Genomic DNA, 22,340 nt, shown 5'->3' with positions numbered 1-22,340 from the left:
ACCGATTGAATAAATGAAGCCGCAGTCCGGTTAGGCCACGGCTTCCAATTAAGATGGCGTGCCTATACATGAAGGCGGCAGGGATAACAAGGGGCGAAAACGTCAAGTCCCTTGCTGATATGGGGATTGGAGACGACTTGTCGGAAATTGGCCAGGCAGACGAAAAAAGAAACAGATCAATCCGACCTCTTGGACGACTGGCGCCCTATCTCAAGCGGTACAGGGGCATGGTGGCTGGAGCGATCGTCTCCCTCGTCGTTGCTGCCGTCACATCCCTCACCCTGCCGATCGCCGTGCGTCGCATGATCGATCACGGCTTCGACCAAGCCGATCGCGGTCTCATCGACAGCTATTTCGTCGCAATGATGATCATGGCTCTGATTCTGGCCGCCGCGAGTGCATTGCGCTACTACTTCGTCATTACGATCGGCGAGCGCATCGTTTCCGACATGCGCCGCGAAGTCTTCGACCATGTCACGCGGCTGCCGCCCTCCTTCTTCGACGTCAACCAGTCCGGCGAGATCGTCTCGCGCCTGACGGCCGATACGACGCAGATCAAGTCCGCCGTCGGCGCAACGGCTTCAGTGGCGCTGCGCAATCTGATCCTCTGCCTCGGCGCCATGGCGATGATGATCATCACGAGCCCGAAGCTGTCGAGCATCGTGTTGATCGCAATCCCCGTCATCGTCCTGCCGCTGTTCAGTTTCGGCCGCTCCGTGCGCAAGCGTTCCCGCGCCGCGCAGGACACGCTGGCCAACGCATCGGCCTATGCCAACGAAACCATCGCCGCCAGCCGCACCATACAGGCCTATAACGGCGAGAATGCCGCCTCCGCACATTACGGTGCGGCCGTTGAAAATGCGTTCCAGGCAGCCCGTGCGGCGATCAAATCCCGATCCCTGCTGACGGGCTTTGCCATTGCCATGGTCTTCGGCAGCATCGTCGCCGTTCTCTGGGTCGGCGCGCAGAACGTGCTCGCCGGCACGATGTCGGCGGGGACGCTCGGCCAGTTCCTGCTCTATTCCGTCATCGCCGGCTCCTCGCTCGGTTCGCTGTCCGAAGTCTGGGGAGAACTGTCACAAGCCGCAGGCGCGGCCGACCGGCTTGGCGAACTGCTGGCTGAGGTATCGCCGATTACAGTACCGGCGAATCCGGTGCCCCTGCCGCCGCCCGAAGGGCGCGTCGAATTCTCCGACGTCCACTTCTTCTATCCGTCGCGCCCTGGCAGATCGGCGCTCCACGGCCTCTCCTTTTCGGTCAAACCGGGAGAGACGGTTGCCATCGTCGGCGCATCCGGAGCAGGCAAAAGCACCATCTTTTCGCTGCTGCTACGCTTCTACGACCCGCAGCAGGGCAGTGTCGCCGTCGACGGCGTCGATATCAGCCATGTTTTGCCGGAGACGCTGCGCGAGCGCATTGCCATCGTGCCGCAGGACACGACGATCTTTGCCGCCACCATCCACGACAACATCGCCTTCGGCCGCCCGGACGCATCGCGGGACGAGGTGCGCGTCGCCGCGATTGCCGCACAGGCGGACGAATTCATCTCGCGCCTGGAGCAAGGATACGACACACAGGTGGGCGAACGCGGCGTGACGCTTTCCGGTGGCCAGCGCCAGCGTATCGCCATCGCCCGCGCCATCCTGAAAAATGCGCCGATCCTCCTGCTTGACGAAGCGACATCCGCTCTCGATGCCGAGAGCGAAACGCTAGTTCAGAAGGCGCTTGAAGGCCTGATGGAGGCACGGACGACACTCGTCATTGCCCATCGCCTCGCGACGGTTCTCAAGGCAGACCGCATTCTCGTGCTCGATCAGGGCCGCATCGTCGAGGAAGGCACGCATCAGAGCCTGATCCGCCATGGCGGTATCTATGCCAAGCTGGCGCGCCTGCAATTCGATGCCGGCATCGAGGAACGGATGCTCATCGCCAGGTAGCGCGAACCGGGTCCAGTAGCACTTTATACAACCATGTAGAAATAGCTTCGAAGTTGAGCTAGGTTTTCAGTGTTATCCCGCGCTGACGCGATTCTAGGAGACGAGAACCATGTATAAATTTGAAGTCTATAAGGACAAAGCTGGCGAGTTTCGCTTCCGCTTCAGGGCCTCGAACGGAGAAATCATGTTCGGATCCGAGGGCTACAAGGCGAAGGCATCGGCTCTTCATGCCATCGAATCCATCAAGGCTCACGCTCCTGGCGCAACTACCGAAGACCAGACGACCGCTACCGCCTGAAACTTCGCGTCAAAGCTGCGCATTAAGATCGGCCGGCTGCCATTTGGCGTGCCGGCCGTTTTCATTCGTCCGCAATGGATATGAAACATCGTCGCTATCGGCGACTGCAGCAAAGCCCTGCAGCCACTTCTTCCGACCTTGCTTGCTTATATTGGCGGAATACTGACCGACTACTTCTCGGTCAGCTTCAGTTCGATACGGCGGTTGGTGGCGCGCGCTTCCGGCGTGTCGCCAGGAGCGATCGGCTGGAACTCGCCAAAGCCTGCCGCCACCAGCCTGTCGGCCGGAACACCCTGCGCAATCAGGAATTTGACGACGGCGATGGCGCGCGCCGAAGACAAAGCCCAGTTGTCCTGATAGCGGCCACTACCCGAGAGCGGCACATTGTCGGTATGACCATCGACACGCAGCACCCAATTGATCTCCGGCGGGATTTCCTTGGAAAGATCGATCAACGCAGCAGCCAGCTTGGCCATCTCCGCTTGACCTGCCGGATTGAGATCCGCAGCGCCGGACGGGAACAACACCTCGGATTGGAAAACGAAACGATCGCCGACGATACGGATATTGTCGCGGTCAGACAGAATTTCGCGCAGCCGACCGAAGAAATCCGAACGATAGCGGTTCAACTCCTGAACGCGCTGGGCCAGCGCCACATTCAACCGTCGTCCCAGATCGGCGATCTTCACCTGCGACGACTGATCCTTGGACTCGGACGCCTGAAGCGCCGCTTCCACCGCCGCGATCTGACTGCGCAAAGCAGCAATCTGCTGATTGAGGAGATCGACCTGGCTCAGCGCCCGGGCGCTCGCCTGCTTCTGCTCGTCGAGCTGTTGCGAGAGCGTGCCGACTTTCGCCTCTGCAGCCTGGCTGTTGCCGGAACCGGCAGAGAGCAAGGCTTGCAGGCGCGAGCGTTCGCTTTCCGCCGATGAAAGGGAGGCCTGCAAATTGGCGACAGTATCCTCCAGATCCTGCTTGCCGTTCTTTTCCAGCGCCAGCTGCTCGACGAGATCGTTGATACGGCTGTTGAGGCGGTTGAGCACCTCGTCACGCCCGGAAATCTCGCGGCTGAGAATGAACTGACCGACGACGAAGACAGTCAGCAGGAACATGATTGCCATGAGCAGCGTCGACAGCGCATCGACGAAGCCGGGCCAGTAGTCGACAGTCCTCTGGTGACGTCGGTTGCGGGCGAGCGCCATGGCTTACTTGCTCCCGGTCTTCTCGGCATGGCTGATACGATCGGCAAGCCGGTCGAGCGTGCGCCGCATCGATTTGGCCTCCTCCTGCTGTGCCTCGATCCAGTCGCGCAGCATCTGCTGCTCGTTACGCATGTTTTTGACTAGCCCCTGAATACCCTCGGCAAGGTTCGCCATCGCGGTTACCGAACGCTGGCCACCACCCTCGTCGGCGATCTTGCGCAGATAGTCCGACAAGGCCCGCACATCCTCAGAGGACGCACCGGCGGCATTGTCGATGACCGGGGGGGCGATATCCGAACCGACATCGGTAACCGAGGAAAGCCAGTTTTCGAGTTCGGTATAGAAGCGGTTCTGCGCCCGCCCCGCCTGCAGATCGAGGAAGCCGAGGATCAGCGAGCCGGAAAGGCCGAGCAGCGAGGAGGAGAAAGCCGTGCCCATGCCGACCAGCGGCCCGGAGAGGCCGGATTTCAGGGCACTTAGGATATCGCCGCTATCGCCGGTGCCGGCATCGAGCCCCTGGATAACGTCGTTGATCGAGCCGATCGTGCCGATCAGGCCCCAGAATGTGCCGAGCAGGCCGAGAAAGACGAGCAGACCGATGAGATAGCGTGAGGTATCGCGCGATTCGTCAAGGCGCGTGGCAATCGAGTCGAGGATGGAGCGCAGCGTCGCCGTCGAGAACTGCATCGCGCGGCGATTGCCGAGCAGCGCACGCATCGGCGCGAGCAGCCGCGGGTTGCGGCCGACCTTGTCGGCATTGCCGACGGCGCGGAAATGATTGAACCAGCGAACTTCTGGCCTCAGCATCAGCACATGATTGAAGACAAGCAATATGCCGACGACCAGAACGCCGACGATCAAGCCGTTGAGACCGGGATTGTGCAGGAAGGCGACCTGAGCCTGACGGAACAGGATGGCCACGATGAAACCGACGATGATCAGGAAAAGGATCATCGTCCAGAAAAAGGCCATCGGGCTTGAGAGCTTGTAGGTGTAATTTCCCGATACGTTGTCGGTCGATCCCAGATCCGACAGTTTCACATTTTCCATCATACGCTCCGCCGCCGCATTTTACGCTGCGGAGACTAGAGCATCATTGTGCCGAATTGAAGAGACGGAAAGCACAAAACAGCCCGTTGGCAACAGACTGTTTTATGACTGAAGGAACGTGTCGGGACGTAAGTTATTTCGTCGGGATCGGTCGCTTCACGACCTCGGCAAGCGCCTTCTGGATGTGCTCGTTGCCGCAAATGATCGAGCCGGTGTTGAGCATATCGGTGCCCCCGTTGGAATCCGAGACGAAACCGCCGGCTTCGCGGATGAACAGAATGCCCGCGGCCACGTCCCAAGGGTAAAGGCCGGTTTCCCAGAAGCCGTCGAAGCGGCCGGCCGCCACATAGGCAAGATCGAGCGACGCCGAACCGAGGCTGCGCACGCCTGCGGCTTCGCCCATGACATGGCGCAGCTCGACGAGGAACTTGCCATGATTGCCGCGGCCGAGATTCGGAACGCCACAGCTGATGACGCTGTCGGAGAGAACGCGGCGCGAGGCGACGCGCAGACGACGGTCATTGAGGAATGCACCGCCACCGCGCTCTGACGTATAGAGTTCATCCGTCGCCGGATTGAAAGTGACGCCGGCAACGATCTCACCGTTACGCTCCAGAGCGACGGAGACCGCGAAGAATGGAATACCGTGCAGGAAGTTGGTGGTGCCGTCGAGGGGATCGACGATCCAGCGGTGCGCGCCATCCGTACCCTTGATCTCGTCGCCCTCTTCGCCGAGGAAGCCGTAGGTCGGACGGGCCTTCATCAATTCGTCGCGGATGATCTTCTGTGCCTTGATGTCGGCCTGACTGACGAAATCGCCTGGTCCCTTCACCGAAACCTGCAGGTTCTGCACTTCGCCGAAATCGCGGCTGAGCGACTTGCCTGCCTTGAGGGCAGCCTGAACCATGACATTGAGAAGAGCAGAACGGGCCATCGGGTTTCCTTGGATAATGCAGAAGGTGCTGACCGGACCCGAAATCGAGCCCCGGCGGAGCGGGAACGTCAGCGCACATAAAAGATTGGCGGCCTCAAGACCATAAAATCGGGGGAATTTCAAGTGGTGAGGCAATTGCAGGCGCAAACTGACGCAGCAGGGCGCGCAATAACACCGGATTGACGGTAGCTGTTGGAGCATGATGCCGAAAAGTGTCAGGCGATTTCGGACGACATCACGCCCCGCCTGTTGAATTCTACGGCGACTTCAGATTTCAGGTCGAACCGACCTGAAATCATCCGGCTCTAGCGTGCTCGGCGGTATTTGTTGGCAGCATCGATAGCCGCTTTCTGCTGATAGTCCTCTATACCCTGATAGAAATCCTCAAGCTCGGGATCTTTCAGGCCGGCGCGGCGGGATATGACATACCAGGTCGCCGCAGCAACCGGATCCTGCTTGGTGCCGATGGCATTGATATAGAGATGCGCGAGCTTGTTCTGCGCGACGACATTGCCGCGATAGGCGGCCACCCGCATCCAGTTGAAGCCGTTTTCGAGATCCTGCTTGCCGCCCGTGCCGTTGATCAGCCAGATGCCCATATCGAGCTGCGCGGTATCGAAACCCGCATTTGCGGCGCGCGACAGCCATTCCCGAGCGCGCGCCTTCTTTTCCGGCGGCAGATCGGGAAGGTTGAGATAAAGCTGCGAGACCGCATACTGCGCATCGGCAATGCCCTGCTCGGCGGATTTCTCATAATAGGGAAGCGCCATCTGCAACCCCTTCAAGCCGGGGTTCTCTGCGGTGATGATCTGCGCAACGTTGAACTCGGCGGAGGCTTGGCCGGCGTCGGCCGCCTTCCTCATCCACTGATCCGCCTTTTTCTGATCGCGGGGGACGTCACGCCCCTCCATCAGAACCAGTGCGTATTTGAACATGGCCGTGGCATCGCCACCCTCGGCCGCCTTGCTATACCAGAAGGCTGCATCCTTGGTGTCGCGCTTGACGCCCAGCCCCTGCGTCATCAGTTCGGCAATCAAGGTTTGCGCGGCAGGGTCGCCAAGCTGCGCCCGTGGCAAGGCTCTTTGAAACGCCGTCAGGTAATAACCGCGCTGGAAGGCACCATAGGCATCGTCGACCTTGCCGGTGAAGGGTTTCTCCGGCGGCAGATCGGGCAACTTCGCGCCCATGCGCTCGAAAACGCCCACGCCCGCAGAGGGCTTGATATTGTCATCGGCCTTGGGCTCTGCGCCCGGCTGAATTTTCTCGGTCTTGAAAGTGCTGACATCGGCGTTCAGCGGCCGCGTGACGATGCTCTGGTTTGGCCGCGGAACATCCTTGTCCGCTGCAGCGGAGGAATCGTCGGGCTGCGCATTGTCCTCAGCCGGCGCACTCTTTTCCGCCGGCGCCGTCACGCCCGGCAGCGACGTATCGCCGCCATTACCCGATTGCGCCACGGCCAATAGCGGAAATGCCGCAAGCCCGGCTGCGAGCACGGCGAGGAAGGATCGATGGCAGAATCGTGGCTTCGGCGACATGAATCGCTATCAATCCTCAAACCGTGGCGCTTTTTCGTCGAGAAGCGCGTTCACTTCCGCAACGATGGAAGGTGCGTTCGCTGGCTCGGCAAAGACGGCTGTGCGCAAGGCGACGAATTCGGCGCCGCTCAAAGCCACCTCCAGCGCCGACTTCGGATCCGTGCCGCCCATGACGATGCACGGAATTTCGATCATCGAGGCCCACCACTCGCCAAGCGCCACATTCTTCGGATGCGCCTCGGGCTTGATATCCCCATCAAGCTTGCCGAAGAAGATATAGTCCGGCCGAAGTTCTCCGACCTCAAGAGCGCTGTGCCTTTCGGTGGCGTTGCCGCCGCCAACGATCAGCTTCGGCACGAACTTCTCGACGGCTTCGGTAAGCTCAGCGAGATTGCCGGCAATATGCAATCCATCGGCCTTCACCCGGCCTGCCACGCGGCTATCGCCTGATACCAACGCTGCGGCTCCGGCTGCCTGTACGACGGGCACCAGCTTCTCCGCATGCTTCTGGAATGTGTTATCGTCCAGCCCATACTGGGGAATGATCACGGAGGCGACATCGCCGCCCCTGAGTGCATCGGCAACGACCTTCACCTGTTCCTCCATATCGGCGATATCGGGAACGATGAGAACGAGGCGGCAACGATCTTCGGGCACGGTCATGCGAGCTTCCATGGTTTCGGGCTCATCCTTGGGGGATGATGCACCGGTTCGATAGTCGTGAGTAAATCCGATAGTCCGCTCTGACAAGGGGCAGCCGCCGAAACTGGCCTCCCGAAGGTGGTGTGGATCGCGATTATATCGCCTGCCATCGATGCCTGCCGCACATTATATCGTGCAGCGCACAATTAACTTGCCGCACCCTAGCGTTTGACGTAGCTTTTCCTTATGTCGACCATGGATCCCTTCGCAGCCATCGCGGACCCGAACCGGCGCTACTTGCTGGAGGAGCTGCGACGCTCACCCAAAACGGTCAATGAGCTGGCGCAAGGCCTGCCGATCAGTCGCCCGGCAGTGTCGCAGCATCTCAAGGCATTGCTCGACAGCAATCTCGTTTCCGTGACCAATGAGGGCACGAAACGCATATATGCCGTCAACAGCCGCGGCTTCGACAAACTGAATTTATGGCTGGATCAATTCTGGGCTTGAAAGCCGCCGCTTCCATCTAAACTTTTTGCTTTGCGCAATCTCTATCGCAATGCGTCCAAATGTTCTTGCGCAGCATGGTTAAGAAAGCTGCGCCGACCCACCCTGATACTATAACGTCGGCGCACTCGCTCTAAGCGACAATAGTTTTCGATCTCGGCAGCTATTCCGGAATCTCTCGATCCACTGGCCTACCCGCCAAGATCGATAATTTTGATCCCTGACGCTTTGCGTCAGTGAACCGACGAACGCAGACGCTGGATTTCGTCCTTGACGCGCAGTTTCCTGCGCTTGATGTCGGCTATCGTGGTATCATTGATAGAGGGAGACGTCAGTGCGGTATGCAGCTCTTCCTCCAGAGCGACATGTTTCTTTTCGAGCGATTCAAGATGAGCTTGAACAGTCATATGACCCTTCCTTCCTCTTTAGGGGCCCTGACCATCCATTCGCCAAGGCCCTAGGTGTCAACCCTCCCACTGTGCCATAATATCCGGCCCTTGTCGAAGGCGAAAACGTGGCCTATAGGCGGCAAATTCGTGATGAAGGATAACTTCCCGTTACCGCCATTTGATGATAGGAGCTTGCGGGATTTAAGAGGCGGAAGACATGCGATTCCGCGATATGCTGGGGAAATGAACATGGCCGATCAGGAACAGGCGGAAATCAGGCTGATCGTGGCGCGGCTGCGCCAGGAACACGAAGATTATGATGCCGCAATCAATGCCATGATCCAGACGGGCTGCGAGGCCCTTCGCATCCAGCGCATGAAGAAGAAGAAGCTCGTCATCAAGGACAAGCTTTCCAAGCTGGAAGACCAGATTATTCCCGACATTATAGCCTGAGGAGCATAACGCGACGATGATGACCGAAAGACCGCCTGTCGCCATCATCATGGGAAGCCAGTCCGACTGGGAAACCATGAAAAATGCCGCAGACACTCTTGAAGCCCTGGAGATCACCTATGATGCGCGCATCATCTCAGCGCATCGCACGCCGGACAGGCTGGTGAGTTTCGCCAAGGGCGCAAGGGATGAAGGCTTCAAGGTCATCATTGCCGGCGCCGGCGGGGCGGCCCACCTTCCCGGCATGGCCGCCTCCATGACGCCGCTGCCGGTCTTCGGTGTGCCGGTACAGTCTCGCGCGCTCTCCGGGCAGGATAGCCTTCTCTCCATCGTGCAGATGCCGGCCGGCATCCCCGTCGGAACATTGGCGATCGGCAAGGCCGGCGCGGTGAATGCCGCCCTTCTCGCCGCCGCCGTCCTGGCGCTCGGCGACGAAGAAATCGCCGACCGGCTGGACGAATGGCGTGCGCGCCAGAGCGCAGGCGTTGCCGAATACCCGATGGACGACCTATGACCGAGAAGACGATCGGCATCATCGGCGGCGGCCAGCTCGGCCGCATGCTCGCCATGGCGGCTGCGCGCCTGAATTTCCGCATCATCATCCTCGAACCGCAAGCCGACTGTCCGGCAGCCCAGGTCGCCAGCGAGCAGATTGTCGCCGCCTATGACGATGCGGCTGCCCTTGCCGAACTGGCAAGGCGCTGCGACGTCGTGACATACGAATTCGAGAATGTTCCAGTCCTGGCCGCCGAAAGGCTGGCTGACGATATCGCTGTCTATCCGCCGCCGAAGGCTCTGGAGATGGCGCAGGACCGGCTGACCGAAAAGCGCTTCATCAACGGCTGCGGCATCCCGACCGCACGCTTCCATGCCGTCGACAGCCAGGCCGATCTTGAGGCAGCCCTTGCCGATTTCGGCGGCCAAGGCGTTCTGAAGACCCGCCGTCTCGGCTATGACGGCAAGGGCCAGCGTGTCTATCGCTCATCGACCGACAGCCCCGAAGGCGGTTATGCGGCCCTCGGCGGCGTACCTCTTATTCTTGAAAGCTTCGTATCCTTCGAGCGCGAGATCTCGATCATCGCCGCACGCGGTATCGACGGAACGATTGCCTGCTACGATCCGGCTGAGAACGTCCACCGAGACGGCATCCTCCACACTTCAACCCTGCCCGCCAGCATTTCCGAGCAGACGGCTGCAGCCGCGCGCGCGGCTGCGGAAAAGATCCTGACTGCGCTCGGTTATGTCGGCGTGATCGGCATCGAGTTCTTCGCGCTGGCGAACGGCGACCTCATCGCCAACGAAATGGCGCCGCGCGTCCACAACTCAGGCCATTGGACTGAGGCCGCCTGCGTCATCTCGCAATTCGAGCAACACATCCGGGCGGTGGCCGGCCTGCCACTCGGAAATCCGCAGCGCCATTCCGATTGCGTGATGACGAATCTGGTCGGCGACGACATTCTGGCGCTGCCGCAATGGCTGCGCCTTGACGACACGCTGGTGCACCTCTACGGCAAGAGCGAAGCGCGCCCGGGCCGCAAAATGGGCCATGTTACACAGCTTGTCCGTTAAGACGGGCGGGAAAAAGCCCCTGACATGGTTGACAGGGCACGGGCGACAGGGTATTTGCTCCCCACCCTAAAGAGCGCGCCCTGAGCGCGCTTTTGATTGTTAATGACACGGGCGAATGTGACATTCCCCCTCGAACATCGCGGATCAGAAAAATGAAGATCAAGAATTCGCTCAAGTCGCTCAAGGCGCGCCACCGTGACAACCGTCTCGTTCGCCGCAAGGGCCGCATCTACATCATCAACAAGCTGAACCCGCGCTACAAGGCTCGTCAGGGCTGATATAGCGCGTGGCTCTGATCCCTCGGATCGAGCGCACAGTTTTAGTTGATCGCATCAAATTTGTTTTTGATCTTCGACACTGGCGGGCTACTATGCCCGCCATGCGCGTTTTAGCTTTGCCCTATTTTGCCCTTCCGATCCTGCTTGCCTTGAGTATAGCAACTCCGCAAACAGCGGTGGCCGACGATTCGAGCAGTATCGTCGAGCGGAAGGATTCCGGTGACACCTCCGGCAGCCTCTCACCCAAACAGCGGCTCGACAATCTCTTCACATCATTGAAACGTCAGCGCGATCCCGATCAGGCGAGCCTCATCGCCGATCAGATCAATGCCGAACTCAGTGATTCCGGCAGCGCCACCGTTAATCTCCTGATGCAATGGGCCGACAAGGCCATTCTGGACAAGCGCAACGCCGCTGCGATGGACTATCTCGATCAGGTGATCTCGCTGAGGCCCGATTATGTCGAAGGCTGGAACAGGCGCGCGACGCTCAACTTCGCTATCGGCGACTATCGCAAGTCGATGGAAGACATCAATCAGGTCCTGCGGATAGAGCCTCGCCACTTTGGCGCTATTGCCGGCATGGCGGCGCTGCTGACCGAACGAGGCAATGATGCGCTTGCATTGAGAACCTGGGAACGCTTCCTCGACATCTATCCGGCGAATCGCTCGGCACAGGAAGAGGTCAGCAAGCTCTCGGAGAAGATTGCGGGCAGCCGCACCTGATTGTTGACGCAGCGTGGCCATCGCGCACAGCAGAAACTGCATCCCAGGGGATGAAAAACCGCGATGGGACATTAGATTAATGCATGTCGCGCAAAAGTGTGCAGCACAACGGTTCTGCGGCAACGACATGCGCAAAACAAGGAACTAAAGCGCTAGACGCGCATCTGAAAGATCGCGACATGCTTTGGTGGCCTCTGATATTTGATCCGTGCCGCAATGATCGATTCTCTGCTCACTGCCATTATTACTGTTGTCGTCTTTGCCGCGGGCTTCTCGGCATACAAGACGCGTGCGATCGAGCAAACCTATCCCAATATCGGCGAACTGACTGATATCGGCGGCTACCGTTTGAACGCCGTGCATCTGCCACGCCCAGCGACTGCGGATCTGCCTGCACTGGTTTTCATTCATGGCGCCAGCGGCAATCTGCGCGATCAGTTCGAAGCTTTCGCGGCTCCTTTGAGCGGCCGCGCCGAAATGTTGTTCGTCGATCGACCCGGCCATGGCTATTCCGAGCGCGGACCGGCGGAAAACGCCCTCCCCTCGGGCCAGGCCGACGCCATTGCCAGACTGATGGACAAGCGCGGCATCGGGAGCGCCATCATCATTGGCCATTCTTTCGGCGGAGCCATCGCCGCGGCGTTCGGCATGCGGCATCCCGGCCGGACCGAAGGACTGTTGTTTCTGGCACCAGCCACCCATCCCTGGCCCGGCGGCGTCGACTGGTACTATACGCTCGCCGCCACGCCCGTTCTCGGTTGGCTCTTCACACATCTGATCGTCATGCCGATCGGCCTGCGCAGGGTCGAGACCGGCACGCTCAGCATCTTCCGCCCGAATGCGAGGCCGGCGGATTACATAGAGAAAACAGCGCCGGAACTGGTGCTGCGGCCGCATACATTCCGCAACAATGCGACCGACGTGGTCAACCTTTTCGCCTATGTCTCCGCCCATGCGCCGCGGTACAGCGAGATCAAGGCGCCAACCGTCATCATCACCGGCGACAGCGACGACATCGTGCTGGAGGAATTACATTCCCGCGGGCTCGCCCGGGATATTGCCGGCGCCGAGCTCGTCACAATAAGTAATCTCGGCCACAAGCCGGACTACGTGACGACGGATGTTGCAATCGCTGCCATCGAGCGGCTGGCTGGCCAATCGCGCGACCTGCAGATGCTTGCCGCACAAGCGGAAATCCGCATCAGCGGCCTCGGCAACAAAGCTTCCGGGCGGACGCCCTCCTCTCAGGCCATGACGACGTCATAGTCAGCTGCAGCGGCATCCGCGAATATACGACTGTGCGGCACGGTCTCTATTGTCTGCCTCACCGCCTGCAGCATGATCGAGGCCAGCCGCTCCGTCGCCGGGCTCGCTTCCGCTTCAGCGCGATGCAGCACGAGATCCAGCGTCGGCAAAGCCGGCAGGCCGGCCTCACCAGGCGCTAGCTGCCGCACCTTGCTCGGCAGCCCGAGCGGCGTGCGCAGCGCCAGGCCAAGGCCTGCAGCCGTTGCCGCCCACAGACCGCCCAGACTGGGGCTGACGAAGGATACTCGCCAACCGATTCCAGCTCGATCAAGCGTCTTTGTGGCGATATTCCGCAGCAGGCATGGCGCCTCGAGCGAGGCAAGCGGCATGATCTCGCCGCTATCGGCATGCCACTGCACGTCACCATTTGCCGGGCCGACCCAGCAGATCGGCACTTCGGCAATTCGATCCGTATGAGCAGTGCGAAAGCCGTCGCTCCAGGCAAGCGCCAGATCGAGCTTGCCCGACGTCACCCGCTCGACCAGCTCGACATTGCGCGTAACGCGCGCCTCGATGCGTACCTTCGGATGGGCGCGGGCAAAACGCCCGAGCACTTCGGGCAGCAAGGTCTCTCCAAAATCCTCCTGCAAGCCGAGACGAACCCAACCCTCGAGCCCCGTCCCGTGCAGTGCCGTGGCCGCCTCGTCATTCAGATCCAGCAGCCTTCTGGCATAGCCTAGCATCGTCTCTCCGGCGTCCGTCAGCGCTAGCCCTCGGCCCGCCTTGCGGAAGATGGGCGTACCTGCCTGCTCCTCCAGCTTCTTGAGCTGTGCACTGATCGCCGAGGTAGAGCGCCCCAGCCTGTCTGCCGCCTTGGCGTAGCTGCCAAGATCCACACCGGTCACAAAGCTGCGCAGCACATCGAGATCAAAGATAACCTTCCGCACGGACAACCATCCACTTTTTTGGAATCATAGATCCATAATTATCTGATTTTTGGGATTATTATCTGCTGTCATTCTATGATCGTCAAGAGACACGGAAACAGGAGCATCCCATGCCATTCACCCGCATCACCCTTCTGCGCGGCAAGTCACCTGAATATCTCAAGGCGCTGTCGGACAATTTCCATCGCGCGCTCGTCGAGGCTTTCGAGGTGCCGCCGACGGATCGCTTTCAGTCCATCCATCAGCTGGAGCCGCATGAGCTGGTTTTCGACCGGACCTATTTCGCCAGCAAGCCACGCACGGACGATTACGTCTTCTTCGATGTCACCACGGGCAAGCCGCGCAGCACCGAGACCAAGAAAGCCTTCTATCGCCGCATCGCCGAACTTCTTGCCGACGCTCCGGGCGTCCGCCCTGAGGACATCATGATCACCATCACCACGGCAACGCGGGAGGACTGGTCATTCGCCGATGGCCGCGCGCAGATGATCGAGCAGGTTTGAGAACCATGTCGCAAACCACATCTATCCAGTCGCCCGCCATTCATCGCGCCGGCACGAACATGCAGCCATCGCCCGAAGGCATCGCTACCGCTACCTTCCTGGTGGAGTCGCTGGTGGAGAGTGCCGAAAACGGCGGCCTCACCGCGATGCGCTGTGCACTCGAACCCGGCGTCATGACCCGCTGGCACACGCATCCACACGGACAGATCCTCTACGTTCTGTCCGGCGTCGGCCTTGCCGAACGGTTCGGCGGTCCCGCAGAAGAACTGCATGCCGGTGATTGTATCAGCTTCGCACCGAACGAACGCCATCGGCACGGTGCGGCACCGGAGAATGCCTTCTCCTATATCAGCATCCAGGCAGCGCAAAATGGAAGCGCCGTCACCTGGCTGGAGGAATGACCATGATCGCCATGCAATATAACTTTCCCCTCCCCGCGGACTACGACATGGCGATCATCGATCGCCGCATCCGCGAGAAAGGTCCCCTGCTCGACAATCTCCCCGGCTTGAAATTCAAGGCCTATCTGACGGCGAGAAAGGGCGATGCCGCTACGGGGAGCCGGCAGAATTTCTATTCACCCTTCTACGTCTGGCAGCAGGAAGAGGGTTTGAGCGATTTCTTGTGCGGCCCTGGCTTCCTGGCCCTGACCGAGAATTTTGGCCGCCCTCAGATCAACACCTGGATCGCCTGGCATGCCGAGACCTCCGCGGATATTCGCAGCGCCAAATTCGCCACGCGCGAGATCGTCGCCATCGACGCCGAAACATCGCTTTCAGAACTGCGCGCGAAGGAGAGCGAGGCAGCAGCACGTGCCATATCGAATGGCGAGGCGCTCGCCTCGGTCGCTGCATTCGAACCGACGCACTGGACGCTGGTGCGCTTCCGCCTGCTGGCTGAGCCGCCGAAAGATCCGGCAAGATCCGGCCTGCAGACATACGATGTCGGGCACCTCTCGCTGCCGACGGCATCGGCCCGAAAATCGGAACCGATTTTCGGAAAGCCCGATGCGTAGAACAAACAGGACGGAGCATCTTTTGTGCTTCCCAAAGGAAGCACGGCGCTCCGGCGTCGCCTGAAGTGTCACGGAGACAATCTCCTTGTTTTAAAGGAAAGGCGGGCGCTCTATGGATGGAAAGTCTTTCTGAAGCAGAAGAGTGATCCCTCCATGGTCGATATTGCAATGATCGAAGCCGCCCGCACTCGCCTCGGTGGCCGGGCACGGCGCACGCCGCTTCTCTCCTCGCCCTTTCTCGATGAGATTGCGGGCCGCCGCCTGTTCGTGAAGGCCGAATGCCTGCAGCACTCCGGCTCCTTCAAGTTCCGCGGCGGCTGGTCGGCGGTCTCGGCGCTTGAGCCATCCGTGCGCGCCAAGGGCGTCATCGCCTTCTCATCCGGCAACCATGCGCAAGGTGTGGCGCTGGCCGCAAAGCTTCACGGCGTTCCCGCTGTCATCATCATGCCGACTGACGCCCCGAAGCTGAAGATCGCCAATACCCGCGCCTTCGGTGCAGACGTCGTACTCTATGACCGCGTCAAGGAAGACCGAGACGAAATCGGCGCACGCATTTCCAAGGAGCGTGGCCTGACGCTCATCAAGCCCTTCGACGAGCCACAGGTGATCGCCGGCCAGGGAACGACCGGGCTCGAAATCGCCGAACAGGCTGCCGAGGAAGGCATCGAGGCCGCAAGCGTTCTCGTTCCCTGCGGCGGCGGCGGGCTCACCTCCGGTATCGCGTTGGCGCTTGAATCCCGCGCCCCGGGCTTCAAGGTACATCCCTGCGAACCCCAGGACTTCGACGACACCGCCCGCTCGCTCGCCTCAGGCAAGATCGAGCGCAATGCCGCGCTGCAAGGCTCGATCTGCGATGCCATCATCACGCCGCAGCCGGGCAACATCACCTTCCCGATCCTGAAGCGGCTTTGCGGTGCCGGTCTCGTCGTTACGGATGAGGAAGCTCAAAAGGCCATGGCGCTCGCCTTCACCCGTTTGAAGATCGTGGTGGAACCAGGCGGAGCCGTCGCGCTGGCAGCGGCGCTCTTTCACGGCAAAAACATAGAGGGCGATACGGTGATCGCGGTCACATCGGGCGGCAATGTCGACCAGGATGTCTTCGAAGCGGCTCTGAGCCGCCACTAGAGCGCCGTGCTTCCTTTTGGAAGCACTAAGGACGCCCTATCTCCTTGAATCTACGCATCGGGCTTTCCGAAAATCCTATCAGATTTTCGGGCCGATGCTGTCGATCCTCAGTTGGCGGCGCGACGATAGAGCGCCAATGATCCCGCAAGAGCCAGCAGCGCGCCGCCACAGGCGCGCTCGAGCCACTTTGCCCCTTCGGACTTCAGAACCCGCACAGCCTGTGAGCCGAAGACCGCATAGCCGAACATAATCATGAAATCGAGCGCGGCGAAGATGCTGCCCAGAATGAAGTATTGCTGAAGCTGCGGCATGGAGGGATCGATGAACTGCGGCAAGAAGGCCGAGAAGAAGAGATAGCCCTTCGGATTGGTGACGGCGACCATGAAGCTCTTCAATCCGATGGAAAATGCCGTTCCCTTCGACTGGCTCGCACTAGCCTGCAAGGCGCCATCAATGCTCCCCTTCGAACGCAGCATCATGATGCCAAGAAAGGCGAGATAGGCGGCGCCCACCCATTTCAGTGCCGAGAACCAGAATTCGGAAGCCGCCAGCAGCGCTCCGAGGCCGATAGCGACGGCACAGATCAACACAGCATCAGACAGAACAGCACCGATCATGCCCGGCAAGGCGCGCCGGACGCCGAAACGCGAGCCATTTGTGAGCGCCAGAAGCACGGTAGGCCCCGGCGTCGCGATACCGATGAAAGAGACGGCGGCAAAGGCGAGCAGCGTGGTCAGATGCATGATGTCCCTCCTCCTTGAGCCCGGAGGGTTGCATGTGGTGCAGCGCTTAGCAAGACCCGCCTGGTCTCTCTTATGCCGCATCGCGACACCCTCTGTGGCCTCTCCATCGACCAGACCACGCCTCCAGGTAATCAGCAGCGAGGAAGGGATACTTGCCGATCGTTTCCTGTAATCATCCCCCTGAGGTCGGCATTGGCGCTCAAGGTGATGAAGCTCTCGTCGCGAGCCGGCTTCAAATAGGTGGACACTGGCAGTGGCCCGGCAGGAATATCCTCGCGCACGCATCCGCCGGTTACGGCAATCTCGATGCTGCCACGTACGCGCGGACCATACTTGATCGAAACGCGAGTGCGCTCCTGGATCGCCGCCAACCGTGGAACATCCTCGGGAGCGATCCGCCACACGCTCAAGACAAATCCTGGCTTCGCCTCCATGGAAAGCGGGTGACGCTCAGTGGGCTCGGCTGCCTCGACGAGAACGAACCGGTCAACGGTTTCATCGCTGCTACCCTCGGTCTTCGTCTTCACGGTCATGACGAAATCACCCGGCCGCAACGCCAGCGCAGAAGGCTGACGCAGCCCCGCCCTGACCTCGGCAAAATTCATGGTGAGGAAATCGAGCCGGGCGAGCTTCGGCAAGCTGGAGAGCGGCGTGCTCAGGCAGCCGCTCAGCACGAGCAAGGCAAGCAGCATGAAGACACGCGGGACAACAGGGGATATCGACATAAGAATTCCTCATTGACGATCATTAATTATCGTAATACAGAAATTAAATATCGAGTCAATTGGAGCGCTCACATGACGCATATCATCGATCACCCACCGCCAGGGGTGACGGATCGCCGCCGGCGCTGGGCGCGCATCATGTCGGGATCGACCGTTGCGGGGATGGTGTTCACGGTCGCGGCCATGATCTGGATATGGATCGACAAGAGCACCGTTCAGACCATGCTGGCGCCTTATCTCGGTATTGCCGGATCCCCGGTAACAGTCACGTTAGCGACTCAGCTCATGGGTCTGGCCCTGTCCGCGCCGCCGGCGGCTCTGCTCGTCTATCTCCTGTTGCAGGCGCGCGCGATCTTCACCGGCTTCATCGCTGGTCGAGCCATTACGGATATTGCCGCGGCACGGGTGTGGCGTATCGGCATGATCCTGATTGCCAAGGGCCTTCTCCTGCCGTTCTGGCGGATGGCCGCCAGCGTTCTCATCACGTTCGGCAATCCTCCCGGGCAGCGACTTGCTGCCCTGACCATAAGCCTTGACGATATTCTGTGGGCGATTGTCGGAGGCCTTCTCGTCGCCATCGGTTGGACCTTGCGGGAAGCAGCCCGCATCGCCGACGAAAATGCGAACTTCGTCTAAAGAGTTTTCGCTTTTCTTCGAATCGCGAAAAGCTCTATCTCTTTGTTTTTGCGCACTCCGGATGCGAAGCCGCCGTGCATTTTCATGGAAATGCTCTCATGCCGATCCTCGTCAATCTCGATGTCATGCTGGCGCGTCGAAAGATGCGCTCAAAGGAATTGGCTGCAGAGGTGGGCATCACCGAAGCCAATATCTCGCTTTTGAAGTCCGGCAAAGTGAAGGGCATCCGTTTCGAGACTTTGGAGGCGATCTGCAAAGCCCTGGATTGCCAACCGGGAGATCTTCTGGAGTTCGTCGGCGACGGAGATCCGCGCTTGAGCCGCCCGGAGACTGGGTAGGCACGCGATCGTCACCACCTGCGAAATGAACTTCTGGCCTCAAAAGAAAACCCGCCCTCTTTCGAAGGCGGGTTTCTCGCATCTAAAGCTGCTGCCTTGTATCCTATGTCGGCAATCAGACGCCCGACTGGCCGTCCGAGCCGATATAGGCGATGCGCAGCATGTTGGTCGCGCCCGGCGTGCCGAGCGGAACACCGGCCGAAATGATGATGCGGTCACCCGGCTTGCCGAAACCTTCTTCGGCAACGATGCGGCAGGCATTGTTGACCATGTCGTCGAGGTCGGTCGCATCATGCGTGACGACGCAGTGCATGCCCCAGACGACGGACAGGCGACGTGCCGTCTGAATGATCGGCGACAGCGCCAGGATCGGAACCTGCGGACGCTCGCGCGAGGTGCGAAGGCCAGTCGTGCCGGACGAGGTGTAGCAGACGATGGCGGCGAGCTTCAGCGTCTCGGCAATCTGGCGGGCGGCGAGCGAGATCGCGTCGGCACCGGTTGCCTCAGGCAGAGCGCGCTGGGCATAGATGATGCCCGGATAATGCGGCTCGCGCTCGATGGTGCCGGCGATCGAGGCCATCATGGAAACGGCTTCGACCGGATAGTCGCCGGATGCGGATTCTGCCGAGAGCATGACGGCATCGGCGCCTTCGAAGACGGCGGTCGCGACGTCGGACACTTCGGCGCGAGTCGGAACCGGCGCGGAGATCATCGATTCCAGCATCTGCGTGGCGACCACAACGGGCTTGCCCGAGCGACGGCAGGCGCGGATCAACTGCTTCTGAATGCCGGGAACGGATTCCAGCGGCATTTCCACGCCAAGGTCGCCACGGGCCACCATCAATGCGTCCGAAAGCTCGATGATTTCCTCGATGCGCTCGACGGCCTGCGGCTTTTCGATCTTCGACATCAGGCCAACGCGGCCATGCGAGATCTTGCGGACTTCCGTCAGATCTTCCGGGCGCTGGATGAAGGAAAGAGCAACCCAATCAACTTCATTGGTGGCGAGAACGGCATCGAGGTCGACGCGGTCCTTATCCGTCAGTGCGCCGACGCCGAGCAGCGTATCCGGCAGGCTGACGCCCTTGCGGTCGGAAATCTTCGTGCCCGAAATGACCGTCGTGACGATGCTCTTGCCGTCGCACTTCTCGGCGCGCAAGGCCAGCTTGCCGTCATCGATCAGCAGGCGGTGGCCCGGCTGCACCGATTCCAGAATTTCCGGATGCGGCAGGTAGACACGCGTGTTGTCGCCAGGGATATCCTGATTGTCGAGCGTGAACGTCTGGCCGGGCTTGAGATCGACCTTGGTTTCAGCAAACTTGCCAACGCGCAGCTTGGGACCCTGCAAGTCAGCGAGAATGCCGATCGGACGACCACAGCGCGCTTCAACGGCGCGGATGCGCTGAATGAGCGTGCGCATCACATCGTGGCTGGCGTGGCTCATGTTGATGCGGAACAGGTCCGCGCCGGCCTCATGAAGCTTCTGGATCATTTCCTCGGAAGAAGAGGCCGGGCCGAGCGTTGCGAGGATTTTGACTTTTCTGTTTCGTTTCATCAATTCTGGCTTTCCTGGCTGCCCGGGGTATCGGAGAGCTGAACCATCCAGCTCGCCTGACGCCCCGTGTCGTATTCCTTGAATCCCATCTTCTGGTAGCCGCGCGCGTAGCAGTCCTTCACGCCTGGGATCTTGAATTCGTTCTCCGCCACGCACATTTCGACATCGCCGGTCCAGCGGCCGCCACGGGCCGCGTCTTCTGCGTAGAGATAGTAATAGCGGGATTGGAGCGGTCCCTCGATCAAGGTGGCGCAGGTATTGGCCGGAATCTGCCACCAGCCTTCCGTTACCCAACCTTCCTTGGCCCTATAGCCGATCGCTACGCCGACGAGGTTCTGAGTGCCGTTGCACGTTCGGAAATCGGCACGGGCCGCATTCGGCATGAAAAAGAACGGCGCTGCTATAGCGAGAATGAGGAAGGCGATTCGGGCTAGCGGACTGGACCGCTTAACGAAACGTGGCGCGACTTGGCTGGACACGGCTTCCAATTGGCTCCCGGTTATTCGTTGTTGCGTCTTCTTGCGCTGCCATCCGATGAATGTCAACGCAACTCTAATCGATTATATTTTCTTCACGGGATGGTGACGGCGCCATGCGCCGCTGTTCATCCGACGGAGGCTGCAAACCTTGCACCTTCCATCCGCGCATGCAATCAAACAAAGAGTTGAAAATTTCAATAATCGACAATCCGCATGACCAACTTCGCATCTTTCGAAATCATATCGGGCAATCGTGACAAAGGCATGGTCATTCTCGGGGACCACGCCATGCGGCATTTGCCCGAGCGCTATGGCCGCCTGGGGCTGCCGGAGGCTGCCTTTTCACGCCACATCGCCTACGATATCGGCATCGAAAGCCTCTGCCGCCGCCTGTGCCAGACGCTTGACGCGCCCGGCGTGCTCGGCGGCTTCTCCCGTCTGCTCATCGATCCGAACCGCGGGGAAGACGACCCGACGCTGATCATGAAGATCTCCGATGGAGCGATCATTCCCGGCAATCATCCGATCACGGATGAGGAGTGGAACTACCGCATAGAGGCATTCCACCGGCCGTACCACAAGGCGGTCGATGAGACGATTTCCGCAGTAGCGAAAGCAACGGGCCAGGCGCCTCTCGTGCTGTCGATGCATTCCTTCACGCCGGCATGGAAAGGCGTGGCAAGACCCTGGCACGCAAGCGTGCTCTGGGATAGCGATGATCGTGCCGTTACGCCGCTCCTTGCAAAGCTCGGCGCGGATACCGATCTCGTGGTCGGAGACAACGAGCCTTACGACGGCGCCCTGCGCAACGACACCATGTTCCGCCATTGCATGATGAAAGGCATTCCGCATGCGCTGCTGGAGGTCCGGCAGGATCTGATCGGCGACGAAGCCGGCATTGCCGAATGGGCCGACCGCCTGTCGCGGATTTTCGCCGAACTGAACGCCGATCCGGCATTGCACGAATACAAGCGATATCCGTCGCGGACCGGCCCCTATGAGGCATGAACCGGCGAGCGCATTGAGGAGAATGAAGATGAGCGCACTCACCAAGGAACAGCAGACCGAGCTCGAGGCCGCCGCGTTTCGCCATCTCGTTGCGCACCTGCGCGAACGCAGAGATGTTCAGAACATCGACCTGATGAACCTTGCCGGTTTCTGCCGCAACTGCCTGTCAAACTGGTATCGCGAAGCGGCCGAGGAGGCAGGTCTGCCCGTCAGCAAGGACGAGTCGCGCGAGATGATCTACGGCATGCCCTATGAGGATTGGAAGAACCTGCATCAGAAGGAAGCTTCGGCTGTGCAAAAAGCCGCTTTCGAGCAAAACAAGCCGAAAGATTAACGCCGCCTTTACCAATAGCGCTTGACCTTGCGCGCCATTCGCGGCAGGTCAACTGCCCGATCGAATTCGAAATACCGCGCAGGCCCTGAAGCGAAGTGCAGCATCGGTTGACCCACCGATTCCATTTGCGACCGGCCTCGAGCGACCCTCTAGGACCCTTTAGGAGAAGTG

General features: G+C 60.1%; 28 protein-coding genes. 17 read left to right on the top strand and 11 right to left on the bottom strand.

Annotated elements, in window-relative coordinates; genetic code table 11:
- The first annotated feature begins 119 nt into the window (after positions 1 to 119).
- Together ACIQJ2_RS22610 and ACIQJ2_RS22605 are read left to right on the top strand one after the other, a co-directional pair.
- A complete protein-coding gene (locus tag ACIQJ2_RS22610; protein ID WP_400672194.1) occupies positions 120 to 1,937 on the top strand; it encodes an ABC transporter transmembrane domain-containing protein in 1,818 nt (605 codons plus the stop codon).
- 109 nt (positions 1,938 to 2,046) lie between these two features.
- On the top strand, positions 2,047 to 2,235 hold the full coding sequence (locus tag ACIQJ2_RS22605) for a YegP family protein (protein ID WP_199147467.1): 189 nt from the start codon (positions 2,047 to 2,049) through the stop codon (positions 2,233 to 2,235).
- A 170-nt stretch (positions 2,236 to 2,405) separates the two neighbouring features.
- Here the strand turns inward: ACIQJ2_RS22605 and ACIQJ2_RS22600 are convergent, their stop codons facing one another.
- The 5 genes from ACIQJ2_RS22600 to ACIQJ2_RS22580 all read right to left on the bottom strand — a co-directional run bounded on the left by ACIQJ2_RS22600 (position 2,406) and on the right by ACIQJ2_RS22580 (position 7,619).
- The gene (locus tag ACIQJ2_RS22600; protein ID WP_199094967.1) at positions 2,406 to 3,437 is read right to left on the bottom strand and encodes a peptidoglycan -binding protein; all 1,032 of its coding nucleotides are present in this window, start codon (positions 3,435 to 3,437) and stop codon (positions 2,406 to 2,408) included.
- Positions 3,438 to 3,440: 3 nt separating this feature from the next.
- Entirely contained in the window at positions 3,441 to 4,487 is a 1,047-nt protein-coding gene (locus ACIQJ2_RS22595) for a flagellar motor protein MotA (RefSeq protein ID WP_400671847.1), read from the bottom strand.
- 133 nt (positions 4,488 to 4,620) lie between these two features.
- On the bottom strand, positions 4,621 to 5,421 hold the full coding sequence (locus tag ACIQJ2_RS22590) for an inositol monophosphatase family protein (RefSeq protein ID WP_400671850.1): 801 nt from the start codon (positions 5,419 to 5,421) through the stop codon (positions 4,621 to 4,623).
- A 305-nt stretch (positions 5,422 to 5,726) separates the two neighbouring features.
- Positions 5,727 to 6,956 carry a tetratricopeptide repeat protein gene (locus tag ACIQJ2_RS22585; protein ID WP_246761961.1) on the bottom strand — a complete coding sequence of 410 codons (1,230 nt, stop codon included), beginning with the start codon at positions 6,954 to 6,956 and terminating at the stop codon, positions 5,727 to 5,729.
- Positions 6,957 to 6,965: 9 nt separating this feature from the next.
- The gene (locus ACIQJ2_RS22580) at positions 6,966 to 7,619 is read right to left on the bottom strand and encodes a thiamine phosphate synthase (protein ID WP_400671853.1); all 654 of its coding nucleotides are present in this window, start codon (positions 7,617 to 7,619) and stop codon (positions 6,966 to 6,968) included.
- A 225-nt stretch (positions 7,620 to 7,844) separates the two neighbouring features.
- On the opposite strand from ACIQJ2_RS22580, the gene ACIQJ2_RS22575 reads away from it, so the two are divergent.
- On the top strand, positions 7,845 to 8,105 hold the full coding sequence (locus ACIQJ2_RS22575) for a helix-turn-helix transcriptional regulator (protein WP_184702641.1): 261 nt from the start codon (positions 7,845 to 7,847) through the stop codon (positions 8,103 to 8,105).
- A gap of 230 nt (positions 8,106 to 8,335) precedes the next feature.
- Here the strand turns inward: ACIQJ2_RS22575 and ACIQJ2_RS22570 are convergent, their stop codons facing one another.
- Complete coding sequence (locus tag ACIQJ2_RS22570; protein WP_199147477.1) at positions 8,336 to 8,509, bottom strand: DUF465 domain-containing protein; 174 nt, start codon at positions 8,507 to 8,509, stop codon at positions 8,336 to 8,338.
- 231 nt (positions 8,510 to 8,740) lie between these two features.
- Between ACIQJ2_RS22570 and ACIQJ2_RS22565 the strand changes: the two genes are divergently transcribed.
- The 6 genes from ACIQJ2_RS22565 (at position 8,741) to ACIQJ2_RS22540 (ending at position 12,782) form a co-directional block, all read left to right on the top strand.
- Entirely contained in the window at positions 8,741 to 8,944 is a 204-nt protein-coding gene (locus tag ACIQJ2_RS22565) for a YdcH family protein (RefSeq protein WP_037151625.1), read from the top strand.
- Positions 8,945 to 8,963: 19 nt separating this feature from the next.
- A complete protein-coding gene (purE, locus tag ACIQJ2_RS22560) occupies positions 8,964 to 9,458 on the top strand; it encodes a 5-(carboxyamino)imidazole ribonucleotide mutase (protein WP_199096177.1) in 495 nt (164 codons plus the stop codon).
- On the top strand, positions 9,455 to 10,513 hold the full coding sequence (locus ACIQJ2_RS22555; RefSeq protein ID WP_400671856.1) for a 5-(carboxyamino)imidazole ribonucleotide synthase: 1,059 nt from the start codon (positions 9,455 to 9,457) through the stop codon (positions 10,511 to 10,513). The genes purE and ACIQJ2_RS22555 overlap by 4 nt, the downstream gene beginning before the upstream one ends.
- 152 nt (positions 10,514 to 10,665) lie before the next feature.
- Positions 10,666 to 10,791 (top strand): type B 50S ribosomal protein L36, encoded by a 126-nt coding sequence (ykgO, locus tag ACIQJ2_RS22550; protein WP_003582204.1) that lies wholly within the window; start codon positions 10,666 to 10,668, stop codon positions 10,789 to 10,791.
- Positions 10,792 to 10,883: 92 nt separating this feature from the next.
- On the top strand, positions 10,884 to 11,516 hold the full coding sequence (locus ACIQJ2_RS22545; protein ID WP_199147481.1) for a hypothetical protein: 633 nt from the start codon (positions 10,884 to 10,886) through the stop codon (positions 11,514 to 11,516).
- A gap of 216 nt (positions 11,517 to 11,732) precedes the next feature.
- On the top strand, positions 11,733 to 12,782 hold the full coding sequence (locus ACIQJ2_RS22540) for an alpha/beta fold hydrolase (RefSeq protein ID WP_400671865.1): 1,050 nt from the start codon (positions 11,733 to 11,735) through the stop codon (positions 12,780 to 12,782).
- On the opposite strand, the gene ACIQJ2_RS22535 is transcribed toward ACIQJ2_RS22540, so the two are convergent.
- Positions 12,761 to 13,708 (bottom strand): LysR substrate-binding domain-containing protein, encoded by a 948-nt coding sequence (locus tag ACIQJ2_RS22535; protein ID WP_400671868.1) that lies wholly within the window; start codon positions 13,706 to 13,708, stop codon positions 12,761 to 12,763. The two genes, ACIQJ2_RS22540 and ACIQJ2_RS22535, sit on opposite strands and share 22 nt — an antisense overlap.
- Before the next feature lie 110 nt (positions 13,709 to 13,818).
- On the opposite strand from ACIQJ2_RS22535, the gene ACIQJ2_RS22530 reads away from it, so the two are divergent.
- The 4 genes from ACIQJ2_RS22530 to ACIQJ2_RS22515 all read left to right on the top strand — a co-directional run bounded on the left by ACIQJ2_RS22530 (position 13,819) and on the right by ACIQJ2_RS22515 (position 16,351).
- Complete coding sequence (locus ACIQJ2_RS22530; RefSeq protein WP_400671869.1) at positions 13,819 to 14,211, top strand: tautomerase family protein; 393 nt, start codon at positions 13,819 to 13,821, stop codon at positions 14,209 to 14,211.
- Positions 14,212 to 14,216: 5 nt separating this feature from the next.
- Positions 14,217 to 14,612, top strand: a complete 396-nt coding sequence (locus tag ACIQJ2_RS22525) for a cupin domain-containing protein (RefSeq protein WP_400671871.1) — start codon at positions 14,217 to 14,219, stop codon at positions 14,610 to 14,612.
- 2 nt (positions 14,613 to 14,614) lie between these two features.
- Complete coding sequence (locus ACIQJ2_RS22520; RefSeq protein ID WP_199147489.1) at positions 14,615 to 15,226, top strand: DUF4865 family protein; 612 nt, start codon at positions 14,615 to 14,617, stop codon at positions 15,224 to 15,226.
- Positions 15,227 to 15,379: 153 nt separating this feature from the next.
- Complete coding sequence (locus tag ACIQJ2_RS22515; protein ID WP_400671873.1) at positions 15,380 to 16,351, top strand: threonine/serine dehydratase; 972 nt, start codon at positions 15,380 to 15,382, stop codon at positions 16,349 to 16,351.
- A gap of 107 nt (positions 16,352 to 16,458) precedes the next feature.
- Here ACIQJ2_RS22515 and ACIQJ2_RS22510 read toward each other — a convergent pair whose 3' ends face one another.
- Both ACIQJ2_RS22510 and ACIQJ2_RS22505 read right to left on the bottom strand, forming a co-directional pair.
- A complete protein-coding gene (locus tag ACIQJ2_RS22510) occupies positions 16,459 to 17,094 on the bottom strand; it encodes a LysE family translocator (protein WP_400671875.1) in 636 nt (211 codons plus the stop codon).
- A gap of 131 nt (positions 17,095 to 17,225) precedes the next feature.
- Positions 17,226 to 17,819 (bottom strand): hypothetical protein, encoded by a 594-nt coding sequence (locus tag ACIQJ2_RS22505; RefSeq protein WP_400671878.1) that lies wholly within the window; start codon positions 17,817 to 17,819, stop codon positions 17,226 to 17,228.
- A gap of 72 nt (positions 17,820 to 17,891) precedes the next feature.
- Between ACIQJ2_RS22505 and ACIQJ2_RS22500 the strand changes: the two genes are divergently transcribed.
- Together ACIQJ2_RS22500 and ACIQJ2_RS22495 are read left to right on the top strand one after the other, a co-directional pair.
- Positions 17,892 to 18,455, top strand: coding sequence for a hypothetical protein (locus tag ACIQJ2_RS22500; protein WP_199147497.1), 564 nt, complete (start codon positions 17,892 to 17,894; stop codon positions 18,453 to 18,455).
- A gap of 98 nt (positions 18,456 to 18,553) precedes the next feature.
- Entirely contained in the window at positions 18,554 to 18,793 is a 240-nt protein-coding gene (locus tag ACIQJ2_RS22495) for a helix-turn-helix transcriptional regulator (protein ID WP_199147499.1), read from the top strand.
- Between the two features lie 115 nt (positions 18,794 to 18,908).
- Here the strand turns inward: ACIQJ2_RS22495 and pyk are convergent, their stop codons facing one another.
- Together pyk and ACIQJ2_RS22485 are read right to left on the bottom strand one after the other, a co-directional pair.
- On the bottom strand, positions 18,909 to 20,348 hold the full coding sequence (gene pyk, locus ACIQJ2_RS22490) for a pyruvate kinase (protein WP_400671882.1): 1,440 nt from the start codon (positions 20,346 to 20,348) through the stop codon (positions 18,909 to 18,911).
- Entirely contained in the window at positions 20,348 to 20,836 is a 489-nt protein-coding gene (locus tag ACIQJ2_RS22485) for a DUF1036 domain-containing protein (protein WP_199147562.1), read from the bottom strand. Before ACIQJ2_RS22485 ends, pyk begins: the two co-directional genes overlap by 1 nt.
- Positions 20,837 to 21,040: 204 nt before the next feature.
- Here ACIQJ2_RS22485 and ACIQJ2_RS22480 point away from each other — a divergent pair, with 204 nt between their 5' ends.
- Both ACIQJ2_RS22480 and ACIQJ2_RS22475 read left to right on the top strand, forming a co-directional pair.
- On the top strand, positions 21,041 to 21,835 hold the full coding sequence (locus ACIQJ2_RS22480) for an N-formylglutamate amidohydrolase (protein ID WP_400671884.1): 795 nt from the start codon (positions 21,041 to 21,043) through the stop codon (positions 21,833 to 21,835).
- Positions 21,836 to 21,863: 28 nt separating this feature from the next.
- A complete protein-coding gene (locus ACIQJ2_RS22475) occupies positions 21,864 to 22,169 on the top strand; it encodes a DUF1244 domain-containing protein (protein WP_400671885.1) in 306 nt (101 codons plus the stop codon).
- Positions 22,170 to 22,340: the final 171 nt, after the last annotated feature.

The organism is Rhizobium sp. NPDC092011 (genome assembly GCF_044756305.1).
Lineage (GTDB): Bacteria > Pseudomonadota > Alphaproteobacteria > Rhizobiales > Rhizobiaceae > Rhizobium.
Note: the sequence above shows the minus strand (reverse complement) of the source record. Positions and strands in the feature narration are given on the sequence as shown.

Bases quoted from the DNA above. Each gene is read 5' to 3' on its own strand.
- ACIQJ2_RS22590 (WP_400671850.1), bottom strand. From the start codon at position 5,421: ATGGCCCGTTCTGCTCTTCTCAATGTCATGGTTCAGGCTGCCCTCAAG.
- ACIQJ2_RS22500 (WP_199147497.1), top strand. From the start codon at position 17,892: ATGACGCATATCATCGATCACCCACCGCCAGGGGTGACGGATCGCCGC.
- ACIQJ2_RS22515 (WP_400671873.1), top strand. From the start codon at position 15,380: ATGGTCGATATTGCAATGATCGAAGCCGCCCGCACTCGCCTCGGTGGC.
- ACIQJ2_RS22530 (WP_400671869.1), top strand. From the start codon at position 13,819: ATGCCATTCACCCGCATCACCCTTCTGCGCGGCAAGTCACCTGAATAT.
- ACIQJ2_RS22605 (WP_199147467.1), top strand. From the start codon at position 2,047: ATGTATAAATTTGAAGTCTATAAGGACAAAGCTGGCGAGTTTCGCTTC.
- ACIQJ2_RS22585 (WP_246761961.1), bottom strand. From the start codon at position 6,956: ATGTCGCCGAAGCCACGATTCTGCCATCGATCCTTCCTCGCCGTGCTC.
- purE (WP_199096177.1), top strand. From the start codon at position 8,964: ATGACCGAAAGACCGCCTGTCGCCATCATCATGGGAAGCCAGTCCGAC.
- ACIQJ2_RS22545 (WP_199147481.1), top strand. From the start codon at position 10,884: ATGCCCGCCATGCGCGTTTTAGCTTTGCCCTATTTTGCCCTTCCGATC.
- ACIQJ2_RS22610 (WP_400672194.1), top strand. From the start codon at position 120: ATGGGGATTGGAGACGACTTGTCGGAAATTGGCCAGGCAGACGAAAAA.
- ACIQJ2_RS22565 (WP_037151625.1), top strand. From the start codon at position 8,741: ATGGCCGATCAGGAACAGGCGGAAATCAGGCTGATCGTGGCGCGGCTG.
- ACIQJ2_RS22555 (WP_400671856.1), top strand. From the start codon at position 9,455: ATGACCGAGAAGACGATCGGCATCATCGGCGGCGGCCAGCTCGGCCGC.
- ACIQJ2_RS22525 (WP_400671871.1), top strand. From the start codon at position 14,217: ATGTCGCAAACCACATCTATCCAGTCGCCCGCCATTCATCGCGCCGGC.
- ACIQJ2_RS22540 (WP_400671865.1), top strand. From the start codon at position 11,733: ATGATCGATTCTCTGCTCACTGCCATTATTACTGTTGTCGTCTTTGCC.
- ACIQJ2_RS22600 (WP_199094967.1), bottom strand. From the start codon at position 3,437: ATGGCGCTCGCCCGCAACCGACGTCACCAGAGGACTGTCGACTACTGG.
- ACIQJ2_RS22520 (WP_199147489.1), top strand. From the start codon at position 14,615: ATGATCGCCATGCAATATAACTTTCCCCTCCCCGCGGACTACGACATG.
- ACIQJ2_RS22480 (WP_400671884.1), top strand. From the start codon at position 21,041: ATGACCAACTTCGCATCTTTCGAAATCATATCGGGCAATCGTGACAAA.
- ACIQJ2_RS22575 (WP_184702641.1), top strand. From the start codon at position 7,845: ATGTCGACCATGGATCCCTTCGCAGCCATCGCGGACCCGAACCGGCGC.
- ykgO (WP_003582204.1), top strand. From the start codon at position 10,666: ATGAAGATCAAGAATTCGCTCAAGTCGCTCAAGGCGCGCCACCGTGAC.
- ACIQJ2_RS22510 (WP_400671875.1), bottom strand. From the start codon at position 17,094: ATGCATCTGACCACGCTGCTCGCCTTTGCCGCCGTCTCTTTCATCGGT.
- ACIQJ2_RS22475 (WP_400671885.1), top strand. From the start codon at position 21,864: ATGAGCGCACTCACCAAGGAACAGCAGACCGAGCTCGAGGCCGCCGCG.
- ACIQJ2_RS22495 (WP_199147499.1), top strand. From the start codon at position 18,554: ATGCCGATCCTCGTCAATCTCGATGTCATGCTGGCGCGTCGAAAGATG.
- ACIQJ2_RS22570 (WP_199147477.1), bottom strand. From the start codon at position 8,509: ATGACTGTTCAAGCTCATCTTGAATCGCTCGAAAAGAAACATGTCGCT.
- ACIQJ2_RS22595 (WP_400671847.1), bottom strand. From the start codon at position 4,487: ATGGAAAATGTGAAACTGTCGGATCTGGGATCGACCGACAACGTATCG.
- ACIQJ2_RS22505 (WP_400671878.1), bottom strand. From the start codon at position 17,819: ATGTCGATATCCCCTGTTGTCCCGCGTGTCTTCATGCTGCTTGCCTTG.
- pyk (WP_400671882.1), bottom strand. From the start codon at position 20,348: ATGAAACGAAACAGAAAAGTCAAAATCCTCGCAACGCTCGGCCCGGCC.
- ACIQJ2_RS22580 (WP_400671853.1), bottom strand. From the start codon at position 7,619: ATGACCGTGCCCGAAGATCGTTGCCGCCTCGTTCTCATCGTTCCCGAT.